The following is a 17,877-nucleotide window of genomic DNA, read 5'->3' as shown; positions in this document are numbered from 1 at the left end:
GTCATGACCGCCCCCGGGCAGGTCCACGTCGAGGACCGTCCCGAACCGCAGATCGTCGAGCCGACCGATGCGATCATCCGCCTGTCTGCGACCTGCGTCTGCGGCCCGGCCAGTTCGCGGTCGGCTCGTTCTTCGCCTCCGACAACACCTGCGAGATCTGCCGGGCCGGCTACCAGAGCTCCTGCATCCACCGTCAGGGCGTGAGCGGCGCCCAAGGACAGTACATGCGCGTCCCCCTCGCGGACGGCACCCTGGTCGCCACGCCGGACCTCCCGCCGGACGACCTGATCCCCGGCTTCCTCGCCGCCTCCGACGTGCTCGGCACCGGGTGGGCAGTACGTGGATCTCGCCGTCGAAAGGCTCGCCCGCTTCTTCGACAAGAACCTGAGCAGGGCGGCCTAGAGGGTTCTCGTGCCTGTCACCGATGAGCCATTTCGTGAGCCTCTTCGAGGGAAGATCCCGCCAGGAACGCCGCGACCCCGCCGGTGAAGTTGGGGCACTCGAAGATGTCCTCGTGCGGGCAGGCCAGACCATGGGCGATGGCGGTGCGTGCCACCTGAGCCTGGGCAATCCGTTGCTCCAGCTCGGTGAGCTTGCGCTGGTACAGCTCCCGCCAGCCGTCGCCGGCCGGCGTACGAGACGCGATGAACGCTTTGACCTCTCGCAAGGTGAAACCGACATCTCGCAGCAACAACACCACACCGACCAGCCTGACCGCCGATGGCGGATAACGCCGTTGGCCTGAGACCCGGGCCGGCGCCGGGAGCAGGCCGAGCTCCTCCCAGTAGCGCAGAGCGGAGGTGGCGACACCCGTGCGGCTCGCCAGCTCGCCGATCGTCAACTGCTCACTCATTTGACTTCAAGCATACTTGAAGTCGTTGACTGACGATCATGCAGACAGCAGGTACATCTCTCCAGCAACGCGTGATCAGATACTTGGTGGGCCAGGCCCGTCGCCCCCGGGGCCTCGTCGGGTGGGCGAACGGCTGGATGTTCGCTCACCGCCCCTCCAACCGGAAGCGCAACATCTGGGCGGTGTCGCTGCTGGACGTGCAGCCCACCGACCGGGTGCTCGAGATCGGCTTCGGCCCCGGTGTGGCCATCTCCGAGTTCGCCGGTCGCGCCACTCGGGGCCACATCTTCGGCGTCGACCACTCGCAGGCCATGGTCCGGCAGGCCACCCGCCGCAACGCCGCCGCCGTCCGCGCCCACCGCGTGCACCTCACACACGCCTCCGTCGAGCAGCTGCCGAGCTTCGGCGATCCGCTGGATGCCATCCTCGCCGTCAACTCCGTGGGATTCTGGCCCGCCCCGGTGGAGCGGCTTCGCGAGCTGCGCCGCCTGCTCCGCCCCGCAGGGCGCATCGCGCTCGTCAGCCAGCCCCGCTGCCCCGGCGCCACCCGGGACACCACGGCCCGAGCCGCCCAAGAGCTCCAGGACCTGCTCACCCAGGCCGGCTTCGCCCATCTCCGGGTCGAGACCCTCGAACTCGACCCGCCCGTCGCCTGTGTGCTTGCCGACAATCCGGCCGGCCTGCCGTCATGAACGCAGACAACACACCGGCTAGGGGCGATGGCGCAGCCCGTCGAGGACGATGTGGAGCAGATGCCGGGCTTTGGTGTCCCACTCACCCTGCTCAAGACGTGTCAGACAGCCGATGAGGAGGATGACGTCCCGGGCGTCCACGTCCGGGCGGACGGTTCCGGCGGCCTTGCCGGCGTCGAGGAGGGTGGTCAGCGCGCCGCCGATCGGGCCGAGGCTGTGGGCCGAGAGGTCCTGCCACACCCCCGCCTCCACCGCGGCGAACACCCCGCGCTTGACCTCCGCGTAGTCGGCCACCCGGTCGAGCCACCGGGCCAGGGCGGTGATCGGGTCGTGCTCGGCCAGCAGCTTCGGAGCCGCCGCCACGAGCTCGTCCACGTCCTGCCGGTAGACCTCGGCGAGCAGGTCCTCCCGGGTCGGGAAGTGGCGGTAGAGGGTGCCCTGGCCGACACCCGCCCGCTTGGCGATCTCGTTGAGCCGCACCTCGTCCGTATTCGCGACAACCTCTCGTGCGACCTGGACGATCCGGGCGCGGTTCTCGGCGGCGTCGGCCCGGCGGCGGGGTGCGTTCATCTGTTCTCCGCATGACGGCTTGGCTAAACGGACACATGTCCGCTACGGTGACGCACATAAGCGGACACGTGTCCATTTTACCGTGGAGGAATTCCTCATGTCAGCGATCAACGGCAAGGTCGTCGCCATCACCGGAGCGAGCAGCGGCATCGGCGAGGCCACCGCGCGCCTGCTCGCCGAGCGGGGCGCGGCCGTCGTCCTCGGCGCCCGCCGGACGCGGCGCCTCGACGAGATCGCCCGGGACATCCGCGACCGGGGCGGGCGCGCCGTCACGCGGGCCGTCGACGTCTCCCGCCGCGAGGACCTCGAAGGGCTCGTCGGGAATGCTGTGACCGAGTTCGGCCGGCTCGACGTCCTGGTGGGCAACGCCGGCATCGCCAAGATCGGCCCCGTGGCCGACCTCGACGTGGACGGCTGGTCGGCGATGATCGACGTCAACCTCCGCGGCATACTCCACGGCGTCGCCGCCGCGCTGCCGGTGTTCCGCCGGCAGGGCCACGGCCACCTGGTGGCCACGGTGTCGACCGCCGGTCTGACGATCACCCCGACGATGGCGGTCTATGCCGCGACGAAGAACGCGGTACGCACTCTGCTGGAGGGGCTGCGGCAGGAGTCGACCGATGGCGTGCTGCGCACGACGGCCGTGTCGCCGGGCTTCGTCCGGACCGAACTCGCCGGCTCGATCGACGACTCTCAGGTCCGCGAGCGGATCCTCCACAACATGGAAAAGATCGGCATCGCGCCAGAAGCCGTCGCCCGGGCCATCGCCTTCGTCATCGAGCAACCCCGGGACGTCGAAATCAGCGACATCACCATCCGCCCAACTGCGCAAGGTTAGCCGCCGCCACCGACGATCCCTATATCGGTGATCTTGGAGGTGCGGGCGTGGCCTGGAGATAGGTCAGGACCGCCATCACGCGCCGGTTGTGATCGTCGGACGGAGGAAGGTCGAGCTTGGCGAAGATGTTGTTCGTGTGCTTGCCGACTGCCTTGTCGGTGACCTGGAAGCGGGCGGCGATGGCCAGGTTGGACATCCCCTCGGCCATGAGCGAGAGCACCTCCCGCTCCCGGGGGGTCAGCGCGGCCAGCGGTTCGTCCCTGCCGTGGCGGGTGAGCAGCTGCGAGACCACCTCCGGATCCATCGCCGTCCCGCCCTCGGCGACCTGGCGTACCGCGTCGACGAAGCGGTCGACGTCGCCCACCCGGTCCTTCAGCAGGTAACCCACCCCGCCGGAACGGTCGGACAGCAGTTCCCTCGCGTACAGCTGCTCCACGTACTGCGACAGGATCAGCACGGGCAGCCCCGGAACCTGGGCGCGCGCCTCCAGCGCGGCGCGCAGCCCCTCGTCGGCGAAGCCGGGCGGCAGCCGTACGTCGATCACGGACACGTCCGGGCGGTGCCGGACCAGCGCCGCCAGCAGCATGGGGCCGTTGTCCACCGCCTCCACCACAGTGAAGCCGTTCGCTGTCAGCAGGCGGACCAGCCCGTCCCGCAGGAGCGCCAGATCCTCGGCTATGACAACGCGCACGGAACCTCCATGGTCAGTTCGGTCGGGCCGCCCGGAGGGCTGCTGATGGTGAGCGAGCCGTCGAACGCGGACAGACGGTCCTCGATGCCGCGCACGCCGGTGCCCCCGTCGCGGCGTACCGTACCGTGACCGTCGTCGCCCACGGTCAGGCGCAGCACGCCGGCGGTGTGCCGCAGCCGTACCCATGCACGGGAGGCGCCGCTGTGCTTGGCCACGTTGGCCAGTGCCTCGGCCGCGGCGAAGTACACGGCGGACTCCACAGGCGGCTGCGGTCGGCCGGGCAGGTGGAGGTCGAGATCGACCGGCATCGGGCAGAGCAGCGCGGACGCCTCGATGGCGCCGTCCAGGCCCCGGTCGGCCAGTACCGGGGGATGAATGCCGCGCACGAGGTCGCGCAGGTCCGTCAGAGCCTGGCCGGCGACGTCCCTCGCCTCGTCGATCATTCGCACTATCTCGTCGGGGTCGCGGGAGCCGCGGGCCAGCCCCAGGTGCATGCGGATGGCGATCAGCTTGGCCTGCGCGCCGTCGTGCAGGTCGCGTTCGATACGGCGTAACTCGGCCGCGCGCGCGTCGACCACCGCGGCCCGGGACGCGGTCAGCTCCCGAATCCGCGCATCCGGTGCGGGGCCCGCGTCCAGCAGCCGTCGCGCCAGCCGCGCCTGGCCGCCACGGAACAGGGGGACGGCGATGAGAACGACCACCGCGATGGCCACGATGGACAAGCTGAGGGCGAAGGTGTTCAGCCTGCTCGTCTCCATCGGATTCAGCCGGAACCAGACGTAGTGCAGAGCGGACAGCATCGCCCACACCGCCACCACGGGGGCGGGGCCCGTGACGCCGTGCAGGGCCAGCCAGCCCAGCTCGCGCCAGGTGCCGGGGTGGCGCAGCGCCGACGCCAGACCGGCCCGCCGCCTGCTGCCGGTCTCGTACGAGTGGCCGGGGTCGCTGTCCAGGCCGAGCACCTGACCTGCCCAGCGGCGCTGGAACCCGGCCAGGCGGCGGACGAGGACGAGCACGCGGGCGAGCGGCGCCAGCCCGAGACCGGCCACAGGCACCAGGGCGACGCTCGCCAGCACCAGGACGAGCAGCACCAGCGCCGCCAGACCGGTGACCGCGTTCAGCGCCAGGCCGGTCACCCCGTTCAGCGCGTACGCCGCCAGACCGGTCGCCGCCTTCCGCGTCGGCCCGCCGGTCGCGGGTCGTATCCCCATCACAGATGCAGTTTGCCCTGTCAGTGAGGAGTAAGGCGGTAGGGCCGGACCTACCCCCGAGGGTGGCGATTTCCCACCCGCCCGGTGGGGCCGCACCCATGGAGGCCGAGGCTGCGGACCGCGAGGCTGGCCGGGCTCGATCAGACAGGCGAATGAGGGTGAGACGTGATCGAAGTGAGGGGACTGACCATGCGGTACGGCGGCACGCTCGCCGTGGACGACCTGACCTTCACGGTGAAACCGGGCCTGGTGACCGGGTTCCTGGGCCCGAACGGCGCCGGCAAGTCCACCACCATGCGGGCGGTACTCGGGCTGGAGATCCCCGCCGCGGGCGCGGCGCTGGTGGACGGGCGCCCCTACGCGTCGCTGCGCCGACCCATGCACACGATGGGGGCGCTGCTCGATGCCGGGGCGGTGCACGGCGGCCGCACGGCCCGCGCCCATCTCGGCTGCCTGGCACGCAGCAACGGCATCGGTCCGCGGCGGGTGGCCGCGGTCCTCGACCAGGTCGGCCTGGAGGACGTCGCGGACCGGCGGATCAGCGGATTCTCCCTCGGCATGAAGCAGCGGCTGGGCATCGCGGCAGCGCTGCTCGGCGACCCGCCGGTGCTGATGTTCGACGAGCCGCTGAACGGGCTGGACCCGGAGGGCATCCGCTGGATCCGCGACCTGCTGCGCTCGCTGGCGGCCCAGGACCGCACTGTCCTGCTGTCCAGCCATCTGATGAACGAGCTGGCGCTCACCGCCGACCACGTCGTCGTCATCGGACGCGGCCGGCTGATCTCCGACACGACCACGGACGCGCTCGCCGAACGCTTCCAGCGTGACGTGCTGGTGCGCGCGACGCGTTCCGAACGACTGGCAGAGATCCTGCGCGCGCACGGCGCGACCGTGACCGCAGAACACGTGGACCCGACGACGCCCGACAGGCCCGGGGACGGCGGCCTGTCAGTGCGGGGCCTGGACGCCGCCGGGATCGGCGATCTGGCGCTGCGGGCCGGAATCGCGCTGCGGGAGCTGACGCCGCGCAGCGCCTCACTGGAGGAGGCGTTCATGGAGCTCACCGCGGACAGCGTCGAGTACGGCAGCCGCCCCGCCACCGCGGAGGTGGCCCGATGATGGACGCTGTCGCCTCCGAGTGGCACAAGCTCCGCTCGCTGCGCTCGAACGCCTACCTGCTGGCCGTCTCCCTGCTCGCCGTGCTGGTCTGCGCGGGAGTGGCGTACCTGATGGTCCGGGGGTCGGACCATCAGACGGCGGAGGAGCGGCTGCGTTACACCAGCAACGGGAACGGGCTGGGCACCGGGCTGCCGGTCGCCTACTTCGTGTTCGGCACGTTGGGCGCGCTCACGATCACTTCCGAGTATTCCACCGGGATGATCCGCACGAGCCTGGTGGCGGTGCCGCGGCGGCAGCTGTTCCTGTTCGCCAAGATCCCCGGTCTGGCCGCCGTCGCCTTGGCCGCCGGTCAGCTGCTGGCGTTCGCCATGCACCTGGCCGCCCAGGCCATGCTCGGCGAGCGCGCCGGTCAGCTGCTGCTCGACGGAGGGACCCTGGGGACTCCGCTCTCGGACCCGGGGGTGCTCGCCTCGGTGGTGGTCGCCGGGCTGTCCATGGCGGCTGCGGCGCTGATCGGGTTGGGGGTGGGTGCGGCGCTCCGCTCCACTCCCGGGAGTCTGGTCGCGCTCGTCATGATCTTCCTGGTACTCCCGGTCGTCGCCCAGGCCCTGCCGTCGCCGCTGCGGGCGCAGGTCGGCTCGTACATGATCGCGAATCTGCCGGCTCAGATCGCCGGGGTGGGCGGCGGCCTGCTGTCGCCACCGGCGGCGACCGCGCTGCTCGTCGCCTGCGTCGCCGCCGCGCTGACGGCGGGCGCGGCGGTCACCGCGCTGAAGGGACACAAGATCAAGGTCATGGCCGTCGGCGTCGCCGCGACGCTCCTGACAGGCCTGGTGGCGGTGCCCGCCGCCGGCGACTCGGCGGACACCGGCCCGTCCTCCCTGGCCTGGCGGCCGTGCGACGACAAGGACGCCCCTCGGGACATGCGGTGCACCTCCGTCCAGGTGCCCCTCGACTGGAAGACGCCGGGTGGGCGGAAGATCACCATCCCGGTCGGCATGCTGCCCGCCTCCGGCGCGGAACGCCGGATCGGCACGGTCCTCTCCGTCCCCGGCGGGCCCGGCGCGTCGGGCATCGACGACCTGAAGCAGTTCTACGGCAGGTTCGTCCAGCTGCGTGACCGCTTCGACGTGATCAGCTTCGCCCCGCGCAACACCGTCAAGCCCGGCGGCGTGCTGCCGTACGAGTGTCTCGCCACCGGCCCGTCGATCACCCTGCCGGCCAACCGTGCCGAGTACGCCGCACTTGGACGGGCGAACCGCGAACACGCGCAGCGGTGCCGCGCCGCCGACCCGGAGTTCTTCGACCACATGGACTCGGCCTCCGTCGCCCGGGACATCGAGGCCGTCCGCGTCGCCCTGGGCGAGCGACAGCTCAGCTTCCTCGCCAACTCCTACGGTGGAACGCCCGCAGCGGCCTACGCCCGTCTGTTCCCCTCCCGAATCCGCGCCATGGTCATGGACGGCACCGTGGGCCACCTCGAGGACCCCGCCGCCGGCGAGCCCCGCATGTACGCGCGGGCTGAGCAGCAGATGGAGCGGTTCGCCGCCTGGTGCCGTTCGGCCACGGCCTGCGCCCTGCACGGCCAGGACGCCGGCCAGGTGTGGCGCAGGCTGGTGACCGCCGCGGACCGCTCACCGGTGCCGGTGAAGAACGATCCATCCGGAGCCGCTTACACCGGGTTCGACCTGAAGGTCGCCGCTGCGCCCAGTTTCACCTCGCCCGGCCAGGAACCTGACGTCCCGCGCTGGGTCCAGCTGGCCGACGCGATCAAGAAGGCCGCCGATGGCGACGCCTCCGGGTTCGCCGACTACGTCCGGCAGGCCTCGGGCAGCCCCAAGCTCCCCTCGCTCGTCGGGCAGAACATGACGCACTGCCTGGACGGCAAGGGGTACGGGAGCTACGCCGCCTACCGCAAGGCGCTGCGGAGGGCGCAAGAGCTGTCGCCGAACTTAGCGGGGCAGCGGGCGTGGTGGCCGCTGGCCTGCGTCGGCTGGCCCGCTCCCGTCACCAACCCGCCGGCGCCGCTGCCCACCCGTGGGCTGGTGCCGTTCCTGGGGATCGGGAGCTGGACGGACCACGACGAGGTCGCCGACATCATCCGCCACGTGCCGGGTTCGTCGAGCGTCCGGTACGAGGGGCACGGCCACATGCTCTACATCTACGGCAAGGGCGGCTGCATCACTGCCCACGTCAACCGCTACCTGACGAGCCTGAGGCTCCCGCCGCCGGGCACCACCTGCCAGGCCACCGGGTGAACACCGGCGTAGAAATATGACAGACGGTGTCGGGTTTTGGGGCAAGCATGGCTTCACCGGCCGGCATCACTGGCGGACGTGCCCCTACGAACAGATAAGGCCCTCAATGCAGGAAACACCAGAAGATCTCAAAGAGCTGCAGGCCCTTCTTGACGCCTCCCTCTCCGGCTCCACCTCGCACCTCCGTTCGATCATCAACGCCGAGCGCACCCTGACCGCAGAGCAGCTCACCCACGTCCTCACCGGCATGTGCACCCTCGCCCTGTCAACCGTGACGGCGAAGGGCGAGCCACGGATCAGCGGCGCGGACGGGCACTTCCTGCACGGCAAGTGGCACTTCGGCACGGCACGCGACGCCGCCAAGGCCCGCCATCTCGCCGCCCGCCCCGCCGCCAGCGTCGCGCACATGCGCGGTGAGGACCTGGGCGTGTTCACCCACGGCAAGGTGGAGATCCTCAACCCCCAGGACGGCGAGCCGGCCGCGGACTGGCCGGACCTGCTCGCCTACTTCAAGGACTTCTACGGTGACGACTCCTTCGACTGGGACAACGACGTGGTCTACTACCGGCTGCATCCGCAGTGGATGACCGTCTACGCCCCCGATCTCGCGAAGCTCACCTCGGCTTCCTGATCGGCGGCACGGGCGACACCGGTCGTCAGCGATGCTTGCGGGCCTGTCCGAGGGCGGTCACCACGGCCTCGACGTCGTCCTCGGTGGTGCGATGGCTGGTCAGGCAGAGGCGGATGGCGGGACGCCCGGCCGGCTGTACGGTGCTGACCCACGCCTGCCCGCTGCTGACCACGTGATGGACGGCGGCGGCGTGCCAGGCCGTGCTGAGCTCCCGGCCGACCGGCGATGGCCAGCGCGAGGAACACCTTCAACCCCGCGAAGCGGCGCGACCACTGCACGCTGGTGACGTACGGATCGGGAAGCTCACCGCTTTCCGCCGGCATGTAGGAGGTGGCCACCCGGAAGCTCTCCGCCAGCGCCCGGGCGTGCGGGGTGCGGTCGGAGAGCGCGACCGCGCCCGCCCATGCGGCATCGACGTGGAAGTGCACGCCCCACTGCCGGGCCAGGGCGGCCAGTTCGGGCAGCCGGTCGAGCACACCGCCCGCCGTCGTGCCCGCGGTGCCGACCAGCAGGAAGGGCTCCAGGCCCGCGGCTAGGTCGGCCTCGTACATCTCGCGCAATCTCCGCGGGTCGAGCCGATGCGCCCATCCACCGGCACGAGTCGTACGGCTTCGCGGCCGAGCCCCGTCATGTGCGCGATCTTGAGCCAGGCGAGGTGACTCTCGGCGGCCAGCAGGGGAGCGCGGATCGCCGCCCTGTGCTCCGGCGCCTTCGTCCTGGCGGCCGCGGGCCTGCTTGACGGCCGCAGGGCCGCCACGCACTGGATGCACGCGGACGAACTCCAGAAACGCTATCCGCGGGTCAGTGTCGACCAGCGGGCGCTCTACGTCGACGAGGGAGACATCCTCACCAGCGCGGGGACCGCCGCGGGCATCGACCTGTGCCTGCATATCGTCCGCCGGGATTTCGGCGCCGCCGTGGCCGCCGAGGCGGGCCGCCGGATGGTCATCTCACCGCACCGGGAGGGGGATCAGGAGCAGTACGTGTCGCCCACCCCGCCGGTCCCGGCCAGGGACACGGGCCTGGCGCCGGTGCTGGACTGGGCGCTGGAACGCCTGCACGAGCCTCTCACCATCCCGCTGCTCACCGAGCGGGCCCGGATGAGCACCAGAACCTTCGGCCGCCGCTTCCAGCAGGAGATGGGGCTCACTCCCATCCGATGGCTCACCCAGCAGCGCATCGCCAGGGCGCGCGAGCTTCTGGAGACCACCCGCCTGCCCGTGGACGCCGTCGCCGAACGCGCGGGATTCGGCACGGGAAACGGGCTTCGCCCGCATTTCACCAAGCTCGTCGGCGCCACCCCCGCCGCCTATCGGCGCACTTTCCAGGGCGGGGGATCTGTGCCCTCGCGCACGAGGCCGTGAGAGTGAGATTTCCCGGGCGGATATTCGGACTTACGGTAACGGTGATAGGGGTGTTATTTATCCCCACGAGTCGCGCCAGAGCGGGCGTTCGTACACAATGAGGGTCGGATTTGGGGGAAGATCAAGGGAGAGCCATGGGCTTGCGGGTGGCGGTCGTGGGTGGCGGACTCGGCGGGCTGGCGGCGGCGATTCATCTGCGCCGGGCCGGCGTGGACGCCGTCGTGTACGAGCAGGCGCCGGTGCTGCGCGAGGTCGGTGCCGGGGTGATGATCGCGCCGAACATGGTCCGGCTGATCAACCGGCTCGGTCTGGGCGACGCTCTCGCCCGGTGCGCCGTCTGGCTGGAGGCGGCGTGGGAGTACCGGCGGTGGGAGGACGGAGAGGTCCTCTTCTCGCAGCCGTTGGGAGAGGCGTGCGAGCAGATGTACGGCGCCAACCTGCACACCGCGCACCGTGCGGACCTGCATGCCATGTTCCAGAGCGCGCTGCCCCCTGAGGTCGTCCACCTCGATCACCGCCTGGTGGCGCTCGATCAGGACGACGCGGAGGTGGAGCTGACCTTCACGCATCGGACGGGCGGCGAGACCAAGGTGCGCGCCGACGTGGTGATCGGAGCCGACGGCATCCATTCGACCGTCAGACCGTTGATCGTGACCGAGGTGGAGCCGCACTTCTGCCAGCTGAGCGCCTTCCGCGCGCTGATACCCGTCGAGAAGGCACCCGAGTACGCACGGCGGCCGGTTCAGTCGCTCTGGCTCGGCCCTGCGCGGCACCTCGTGCACTATCCCGTGTCGGGCGGGAAGCTGGTGAACGTCGTCGCCGTCGTGCCGTCCGACGAGTGGCTGCTCGAGTCGTGGACGGCGGACGGGGATCTGTCCGACTTCGCCCGCGAGTTCGCGACCTGGGACGAGAACGTACGACAGCTGATCGCCGCCGCTCCGAGCACGAAACGGTGGGCGCTCTACGACCGCAGTCCACTCGAGCGGTGGACGAGCGGCCGCGTCACCCTGCTCGGCGACGCCGCGCACGCGATGCTGCCGTTCTTCGCCCAGGGGGCCGGGCAGGCGATCGAGGACGGCGCCGTCCTCGCCCGCTGCCTGCGCGAGGCCGACCGCGACTCGGTGCCGAAGGCGCTGCTGTCGTACGAGGCGACCCGCCGGCCGCGCGCCAGCCGGGTGCAGCTGATGAGCCGGGGCCGGGCGGAGTACAACCACATGCCGGACGGGCCCGCGCAACGCGAGCGCGACGCCGGGCTGCGCGACGGGGACTTCCTCCGGCACAGCGCCTGGCTCTACACGTATGACGTGGACACCGAACCCCTGCTGAGCTGAACGGACGTGATGGTGTGTGCTCGGGAAGGGTGACCTCGCCGAGCACACGCAGCGCGTTCAGCGTGCGCGGGTAACCGATGAACGGGATGAGCTGGGGCTCGGAGGGCAGCTCCGTCGATTCGGGGTGTCAGCGGGGCATTCGCGGACGGGGCAGTGCGGGAGCGGCGACGTCCAGGCTGAGACGCGCGATGTTGGGGTCATGACGCGAGCCGAGCATTCCCAGGCTGGTCACGAGGAGCCCGTCGTCGATGACGGCGATCGCGCTCGGGCCGTCGAGGCCGTCGGCCTCGGTCGCGAGGGTGGTCATGGCGCCGTCCGGGGTGATGCGCAGAACGGTGTTGCGCGGGTGGACGGCAAGGTAGAGCGTGCCCGAGCTGTCGAAGGCGAAGTCGTCGGCGGGTATGCCGGAGTACATCTGTTCCACCTGGCCTGGGCGTCCCGCGTCGATGCCGATCCGCAGGACGGTGCCCTGGGCCGTGTTGGTCGCCCATAGGGCGCCGTCCCAGACCTTGAGCCCGTTCACGCCCGTGGACGACACCGCGTCGTCCGGCGACACGGGCGCCAGACGCTTGTCGGCGAGCCAGAGCCGTAGTGTGTCATCGCCAGGGGCGCAGCAGAGGATCTCACCGTGGACGGAGTCCGCCGCGAACAGCGTGCCGTCATCGGCGAAGGTGATGCCGTTGAGCCCCGCCCGGGTTTCCGAGGCGGCGAATCGAACCCAACGACGGGGACCCTCGCGCCGCCAGATTCCCGCAACGGTGCCGGTCGCGCTCCGCACGGCGGCGTACAGCCGGTCCTCGGCATCCGAGGCGAGGCCGACCACGAGCGCGTCGGCCGGCTCCGGGACCACTTGTTCCGGCTCACTGCCGGACAACCAGACGGCACCCGCCATCAGCAGCGTCGCACAGATCGTGCCGTCCGCGAGTACCACGATGTTCTCCGGCATCTCGCCGGCGCTGTGATCGAAGGCTTTGAGAATCCGCATACCAGCAGGATGTCTCACCTCCCGCGCTGCCGCTGGTCGGCAGGGAAGAAGCCGACCTCGACCGCACCAGCCAGGCCTACCGGGCGATCAGGCGCCAGATCATCGACCTGCCGCTGCCGCCCGGCAGCAGCTTCGGTGAGGCGTCGCCCGCGCAGCAATGGAGCATCAGCAAGACGCCGCTGGGGAGGCGCTCGCGCGGTTGAGGCGTGGCGGGGCCGGGCGGTGTAGCCGGCGAAGGGCGATACGCCGTGGATCCTGGTCGCCAGCATCGCGGCGGGGGCGTGGCAGACGAGGGCGAGAGGCTTGCCGGAGGCGAGCGCCTCGGTCAGCAACCGGCCGGCGTCGGCGTCGACGCACAGGTCCTCCATGGGGCCGTGACCGCCCGGGAGGTAGACGGACCTGCCCGTCATTTGACGACTTTGCCCCATCGCTACGATACGCGGCGTGAGCGATGACTCTTCTGTGATGAGTACCGGGCGCCTGGAGGCGTTCAGCGATGGCGTGTTCGCCATCGCGATCACCCTGCTGGTGCTCGAGATCCGGTTGCCCGAAGGCTGGGAGGAGGACCTCGGGGGTGCGCTGCTCGGCCTGTGGCCGTCGTACCTCGCCTACGTGGTGACGTTCCTGCTGGTGGGGATGATCTGGATGAACCACCATCGGATGTTCCATTTCATCCACCGGACCGACGGCCTGCTGCTGGCCCTCAACGTGCTTCTCCTGATGGATGTCGCCTTCCTGCCGTTTCCCACGCATGTGCTGGCCGAGGCGCTGCACGCTGACCACGGCACCCAGATGGCCGCCGTCTTCTACGGACTCGTGCTGGTGATCGGCGGCATCTTCTACAACGCCGTGTGGTGGTACTCCTCGTCAGGGCACCGCCACCTCGGCGGGCACATCACCCCGGCCGAGGCGCGCGCGTTGCGATTTCGCTGGGGCATGGGGCCGGTGCTCTATCTCGTCGCTACCGTCATCGGCGCATTCAGCGCGATAGGTGCCCTCGGGTTCTACGTGTTGCTGCTCGTCTTCTACATGTTCGACATGCGCCCCAGGCGACAGGCCGGGGAGCGCCCCACGGTGACTGCCGGAGGGTGAAAGGCCGGCTTCTCGGGTTCACCGTCGGGATGAGGAACTCTTCGGCCCGTGCGCCCGTCCCGTACAGAGCGAATTGACTATATTCTGTTGAACGGAGTATGGTCACTCATATGATCAAGAGATCAACTCTTGCTGTGGCCGTACCGTGCCCTGCCACGACAGCGACCGCAAACGGCAAGTTGGACAAAACCGCATAGGTTTCAGTCGATCGTCGTCGCCCGTATGAAACAGAACGGCTTCCGTCACGTCGCGGGGGTCCTGCGGCCCAAGCCCGAGACAGACATTGGCAAGGCCGCCATCACGAGCGACGACGACCCTGACGCCTCGAACGGGAAGTCGCTGAACGCCTCCACGCGCCTGGTGCAATCTGCCCGCGCAGTATCCCGGCCCCGTTCGTCGCGCGCTTGATGCGTTGTTCGACCAATGATCAAATCTCCGACGATTGGATGCTCTGTGCGAAGACACATCGCGCTCCTGGCTTCTTTATTCGCGCTCACCGTCCCGCTCGCGCCCATGGCGCCGGCTGGGGCGAGCACGACGGCGATCTCGTGGCAGCCATGTACGGAAGATCCAGCGGTCGATTGCGGGACGCTGACCGTACCCCTCGACTGGGGCAACCCCGGTGGCGAGAAGATCCAGCTGGCGCTGGCGCGGCGCAAGGCCACCAACCCTTCGGCGAGGATCGGCTCGCTGGTCGTCAATCCCGGCGGTCCTGGCGGCTCGGGCAAGCAGATAGTGCTGCGTGACCGGCTCCCCTTCTCCTCGGAGATCACCAGCCGGTTCGACATCGTGGGCTTCGACCCGCGCGGGGTGGCAGGCAGCCATCCCATCCAGTGTTCGCAGGAACTGGCCTCGCAGGCGCCCGATCCGTTCCTGAAGAGCCAGGCCGACTTCGAGCGGCTGCTGGCTTTCAACGAACGGTACAAGCAGGACTGTCGAGCCCGCACCGGCCCGCTGTTCGACCACGTGGACACCGGCAGCGTCGTGCGCGACCTGGACACCATGCGCCAGGCTCTCGGCGACGACAAGCTCTCCTTCTACGCCATCTCCTACGGCACACTGATCGGCCAGATCTACGCCGAGCGTTTCCCCAACCGGGTCCGTGCCCTGGCGCTCGACAGCAACATGGACCACAGCCTGGGCACCAGGGGCTTCCTGGACACCCAGGCATGGACGACCCAGGACTCCTTCAACGAGTTCGTGAAATGGTGCGACAAGACCGCGTCGTGCGCCCTGCACGGCAAGAACATCCGTACCTTCTGGGCCAACCTGCTGACGCGCGCTGATCGCGGCGAACTGCACTATCCGGGCCAGCCGGACACTCCCCTCACCAAGCTGCTGCTCATCTATGAGGCCACGGGTGCGTTCTTCGGCCCCGACTGGGCCGACCTGGCCGAGTTCCTGGTGGCGGTCGACAGCGGCGAGGGCGAGGCGAAATCGCTGCTCACACCTCTGCCCGACCAGGAGGTCGTCAACGACGCGACTCAGGTCTTCTGCCTGGACTATCTGCTGCCGGTTCGCAACTATGACGAATACGCGGCGCACCTGGCGAGTTCCCGCCGCATCGCTCCCGACATGCGGGCCGGTCCTGAGGCCCTCGCCACGATGGCCGCGTGCCTGGGACAGCGGGCCCCAATCCCCAACCCTCAGCACCGCCTGCGCGTGTACAGCCCCACGGTCCTGGTGGCCAACGCCCTGCACGACCCCGCCACCGGCTACAACTGGGCAGTGAGCACAGCCCAGCAGCTCGGCCGCGCGGGAAGGCTGTTCACCTACGAAGGCTGGGGCCACCGCATCTACGACCATGGCCAGTGCGCCGTCAACGGCATCGACCGCTACCTGGTCTCCCTCCAGCTCCCGGCCGAGGGCGCCAGATGCCCCGCCATCCCACCCACCCAGTCCAAGGTTTCCACGTACAAGCCGCTCCCCGGCCCCATCCCCGGCCTCCCCGGCTGGGTGAGATCGTGACCTCGTAGCGCGAGCCGTGCCCGCTTCTCGTCGGGCACGGCTTTCGTCAATGCGATGGATACGGGGAGCGGGTCCTGCGCGTGAGCGCGCTGGGCGACGGCCGGTTGGCCGCGGTCCTTTCCGCCCAGGACCATGTACGGCGAGGATGCCTGTCGGCTCGTGATCAGCGCGCCGGTCAGGTGGCAGCGCGAGGTGGAGCTCGCCGACCGGAATAACCGGCTACGCCACCACGCGCGGCCTGCTCTTCTCCGGCCGCTGCCCGGCCCGCGATGTCACCCTGCCCGAGACCCGGTCCGACCGCGTAGGCGCGGCCGTCGCGGTGTTCCGGGCTTACGGCGCAAAGCGCGCCGACCTCACGGAACCCCACCGGCAGGAAAGCTGACGGACCGTACGCGTCTTGATGGTGCAGGACCAGACTGTCTCCACGCCGTTGCCGGCTGCCGCGGCCGCATTCTGGGCACCATGCCCGAATGATCCCTGGCGAAGGCGGGCTAGACCGCACTCCCGGAGGCGGTGCGGTCGGCCTTGCCGATCTGGTGGGAGCGCACCGCTTCCGTCGTGATGGCTATCGCCTCCCTGGTCTGCTCGTACGTACGCTGCGCGATGGCTATGTACAGCACGTCCAGCACCGCCAGTTGGGCGTGCCGGGCGAGGATCGTCTCGGTGCTGAAGCCCAGCTCGCGCACCCCGGTCGCGAGCACCAGCTCGGACCGGTCGGCGACGGGGGAGGCCACGTCGTTGGTGATGGCGATCGTCGTCGCGCCGTGCGACCGAGCCTCCGCGACCAGGTCGCGCACCTCTTGCGTGCGCCCGCTGTGTGAGATGGCGACGACGGCGTCGCCGCGTCCCATCAGCGCGGCGCCGGTCAGCGCGACGTGCACATCCGTGTGGATCCAGGCGGGCACGCCGATCTGGTACAGCCGTTGCTGGAACTCCAGGGCTGTCGCCCCGCTCCCGCCGATTCCGTAGATCATCGCGCGGCGTGCGGCAGCCAGGACGCCGGCCGCCCGCTCGACCGTGGGCAGGTCGAGGTTGGCGAGCGCCTCGGCGACGACATGTCCGATGTTGGCCGAGATGACGTTGGCGACATGGCGGATGTCGTCGCCCTCGGTCAGCTCCGTGCCTACGTGAGCGGCCCAGGTGCCCCGGACATCGGCCCGCCCACTGTCGGAGGCCAGCGCGATGCGCAGCGCCGAATAGCCGTCCACGCCCAGAGCACGACAGAGCCTGGTGATCGTGCCCGTGGACACCCCGCACTGCTCCGACAGCTCCACAATGGTCATCCGCGCCGCGGCGGCCGGATCAGCCAGCACCAGCTCGGCCAGCGACCGCTGAGCCTCCGGCATCGTGGGCAACAACTCACGCATCCGGTGTATGACGTCGCCCCGCGGGGGATTGGGTGACATACCAGCTCCTCTCAGTGGAGAATTATTCTTCATCCGCGGCCGACCTCAATGACTCAGCGAACCCTCACGCTACCGGGCATGAGCCTGTTCCTGACATGGATGGGCTTCCTTTTGGGAGCTTCGTACGGGAAGAAAAATTCTCTGCAAGACAGTGAATCCCCTCCCACGTGAGGAGCCCCGCCGAGGCTCAGCTCTTGATGAGGGCGTCGAAGGCCACGCACAGGAGACGGATGCTGCGCCGGAACTTCTCGTCCTGGCCCGGGGGCGGAGTCTCCGCGAAGACGCGCGGAAAGCGTTCCCGCAGGTCGGCATAGGTCGCCGGGGTGACGTCCGGCGTTGGGGACGTGCCCTGCTCCTGCAGGACGAACCCGGTGACATGGCTGAGGAGGGTGTCGGCGGCGATGAGGCGGTGCTCGGCGGGGACGCCGGCCGCCGCGAGGGTCCGCAGGAGGCGTTCCAGGAGGGACAGTGCGCCGGGGCTGAGCATTCCGGGACTGTCGGCGAGCAGGATGGCGCCGCCGGGGTGCTGCCGGATGCTGCCGCGCAGCGCGGTGGCCTGGACCTCGATCTCGTCCTGCCAAGTGGATGGGGACGGAAGGGCGGCGAGGGCGGCGGTGCCGGCGTCATAGGCCTGCTGACAGACGCGGTCGGCCATCATCGCGAGCAGCTCGTTCTTGCTGCGTACGTGGTAATACAGGCTGCCCGCGTGCGCGCCGAGCCGTTCCGCCACCTGGCGCATGGACAGGCCGTGGTATCCGACCTCGGCGAACGTGGCCATGCCGGCGTCGACGATCCGCTCCTTGTTGAGCTTCATGACCCTACCGTACCCCAGTTTTTGAACGCTGTTTGAATCGTGTGCTAGCGTCGA

Annotated in this window: 18 protein-coding genes and 1 pseudogene; 10 read left to right on the top strand and 9 right to left on the bottom strand. The window is 69.8% G+C overall.

The genetic code is table 11. The annotated features are described in order from the left end of the window. Positions 1–418: 418 nt before the first annotated feature. Positions 419–841: a MerR family transcriptional regulator gene (locus ABD830_RS52160; protein ID WP_345003081.1), complete on the bottom strand. Its 423-nt coding sequence runs from the start codon at positions 839–841 to the stop codon at positions 419–421. Positions 842–924: 83 nt separating this feature from the next. Between ABD830_RS52160 and ABD830_RS52155 the strand changes: the two genes are divergently transcribed. Next, positions 925–1,545: a class I SAM-dependent methyltransferase gene (locus ABD830_RS52155; RefSeq protein ID WP_345003080.1), complete on the top strand. Its 621-nt coding sequence runs from the start codon at positions 925–927 to the stop codon at positions 1,543–1,545. 18 nt (positions 1,546–1,563) lie between these two features. Here ABD830_RS52155 and ABD830_RS52150 read toward each other — a convergent pair whose 3' ends face one another. Beyond that, positions 1,564–2,115, bottom strand: a complete 552-nt coding sequence (locus ABD830_RS52150) for a TetR/AcrR family transcriptional regulator (RefSeq protein WP_345003079.1) — start codon at positions 2,113–2,115, stop codon at positions 1,564–1,566. Positions 2,116–2,212: 97 nt separating this feature from the next. On the opposite strand from ABD830_RS52150, the gene ABD830_RS52145 reads away from it, so the two are divergent. Further along, positions 2,213–2,953 (top strand): SDR family oxidoreductase, encoded by a 741-nt coding sequence (locus tag ABD830_RS52145; RefSeq protein WP_345003078.1) that lies wholly within the window; start codon positions 2,213–2,215, stop codon positions 2,951–2,953. 19 nt (positions 2,954–2,972) lie between these two features. On the opposite strand, the gene ABD830_RS52140 is transcribed toward ABD830_RS52145, so the two are convergent. Beyond that, the gene (locus tag ABD830_RS52140; RefSeq protein WP_345003077.1) at positions 2,973–3,644 is read right to left on the bottom strand and encodes a response regulator; all 672 of its coding nucleotides are present in this window, start codon (positions 3,642–3,644) and stop codon (positions 2,973–2,975) included. After that, entirely contained in the window at positions 3,629–4,855 is a 1,227-nt protein-coding gene (locus ABD830_RS52135; protein WP_345003470.1) for a sensor histidine kinase, read from the bottom strand. Before ABD830_RS52135 ends, ABD830_RS52140 begins: the two co-directional genes overlap by 16 nt. A 165-nt stretch (positions 4,856–5,020) precedes the next feature. Between ABD830_RS52135 and ABD830_RS52130 the strand changes: the two genes are divergently transcribed. From ABD830_RS52130 to ABD830_RS52120, 3 genes are all read left to right on the top strand, one after another. Then, a complete protein-coding gene (locus ABD830_RS52130; RefSeq protein ID WP_345003076.1) occupies positions 5,021–5,974 on the top strand; it encodes an ABC transporter ATP-binding protein in 954 nt (317 codons plus the stop codon). Beyond that, positions 5,971–8,232 (top strand): alpha/beta fold hydrolase, encoded by a 2,262-nt coding sequence (locus tag ABD830_RS52125; RefSeq protein WP_345003074.1) that lies wholly within the window; start codon positions 5,971–5,973, stop codon positions 8,230–8,232. The genes ABD830_RS52130 and ABD830_RS52125 overlap by 4 nt, the downstream gene beginning before the upstream one ends. A gap of 106 nt (positions 8,233–8,338) precedes the next feature. Further along, entirely contained in the window at positions 8,339–8,863 is a 525-nt protein-coding gene (locus ABD830_RS52120; protein ID WP_345003073.1) for a pyridoxamine 5'-phosphate oxidase family protein, read from the top strand. Here ABD830_RS52120 and ABD830_RS52115 read toward each other — a convergent pair. Continuing rightward, positions 8,824–9,624 (bottom strand): pyridoxal-dependent decarboxylase, encoded by an 801-nt coding sequence (locus ABD830_RS52115; protein ID WP_345003469.1) that lies wholly within the window; start codon positions 9,622–9,624, stop codon positions 8,824–8,826. The two genes, ABD830_RS52120 and ABD830_RS52115, sit on opposite strands and share 40 nt — an antisense overlap. On the opposite strand from ABD830_RS52115, the pseudogene ABD830_RS52110 reads away from it, so the two are divergent. The 3 genes and pseudogenes from ABD830_RS52110 to ABD830_RS52100 form a co-directional block, all read left to right on the top strand. Continuing rightward, positions 9,544–9,750: pseudogene (locus tag ABD830_RS52110) on the top strand (DJ-1/PfpI family protein); the annotation flags it as partial. The gene ABD830_RS52115 and the pseudogene ABD830_RS52110 overlap by 81 nt on opposite strands. Before the next feature lie 54 nt (positions 9,751–9,804). Continuing rightward, the gene (locus ABD830_RS52105; RefSeq protein ID WP_345003468.1) at positions 9,805–10,227 is read left to right on the top strand and encodes a GlxA family transcriptional regulator; all 423 of its coding nucleotides are present in this window, start codon (positions 9,805–9,807) and stop codon (positions 10,225–10,227) included. Between the two features lie 134 nt (positions 10,228–10,361). Next, positions 10,362–11,558 (top strand): FAD-dependent monooxygenase, encoded by a 1,197-nt coding sequence (locus ABD830_RS52100; RefSeq protein ID WP_345003072.1) that lies wholly within the window; start codon positions 10,362–10,364, stop codon positions 11,556–11,558. 127 nt (positions 11,559–11,685) lie between these two features. Here ABD830_RS52100 and ABD830_RS52095 read toward each other — a convergent pair whose 3' ends face one another. Together ABD830_RS52095 and ABD830_RS52090 are read right to left on the bottom strand one after the other, a co-directional pair. Further along, positions 11,686–12,543, bottom strand: coding sequence for an SMP-30/gluconolactonase/LRE family protein (locus ABD830_RS52095; RefSeq protein WP_345003071.1), 858 nt, complete (start codon positions 12,541–12,543; stop codon positions 11,686–11,688). 14 nt (positions 12,544–12,557) lie between these two features. After that, entirely contained in the window at positions 12,558–12,953 is a 396-nt protein-coding gene (locus tag ABD830_RS52090) for a type 1 glutamine amidotransferase family protein (RefSeq protein ID WP_345003070.1), read from the bottom strand. 55 nt (positions 12,954–13,008) lie between these two features. On the opposite strand from ABD830_RS52090, the gene ABD830_RS52085 reads away from it, so the two are divergent. Continuing rightward, a complete protein-coding gene (locus tag ABD830_RS52085) occupies positions 13,009–13,635 on the top strand; it encodes a TMEM175 family protein (protein WP_345003069.1) in 627 nt (208 codons plus the stop codon). A gap of 453 nt (positions 13,636–14,088) precedes the next feature. Continuing rightward, on the top strand, positions 14,089–15,603 hold the full coding sequence (locus tag ABD830_RS52080) for an alpha/beta fold hydrolase (protein ID WP_345003068.1): 1,515 nt from the start codon (positions 14,089–14,091) through the stop codon (positions 15,601–15,603). Between the two features lie 491 nt (positions 15,604–16,094). On the opposite strand, the gene ABD830_RS52075 is transcribed toward ABD830_RS52080, so the two are convergent. Beyond that, positions 16,095–16,970 (bottom strand): MurR/RpiR family transcriptional regulator, encoded by an 876-nt coding sequence (locus ABD830_RS52075; protein WP_345003067.1) that lies wholly within the window; start codon positions 16,968–16,970, stop codon positions 16,095–16,097. A gap of 226 nt (positions 16,971–17,196) precedes the next feature. Beyond that, positions 17,197–17,823 (bottom strand): TetR/AcrR family transcriptional regulator, encoded by a 627-nt coding sequence (locus tag ABD830_RS52070; RefSeq protein ID WP_345003066.1) that lies wholly within the window; start codon positions 17,821–17,823, stop codon positions 17,197–17,199. Positions 17,824–17,877 lie beyond the last annotated feature (54 nt).

It is taken from the genome of Nonomuraea helvata (assembly GCF_039535785.1).
In the GTDB taxonomy this organism is placed as follows: Bacteria; Actinomycetota; Actinomycetes; order Streptosporangiales; family Streptosporangiaceae; genus Nonomuraea; species Nonomuraea helvata.
This window is presented reverse-complemented; position numbering and strand designations above follow the sequence as displayed.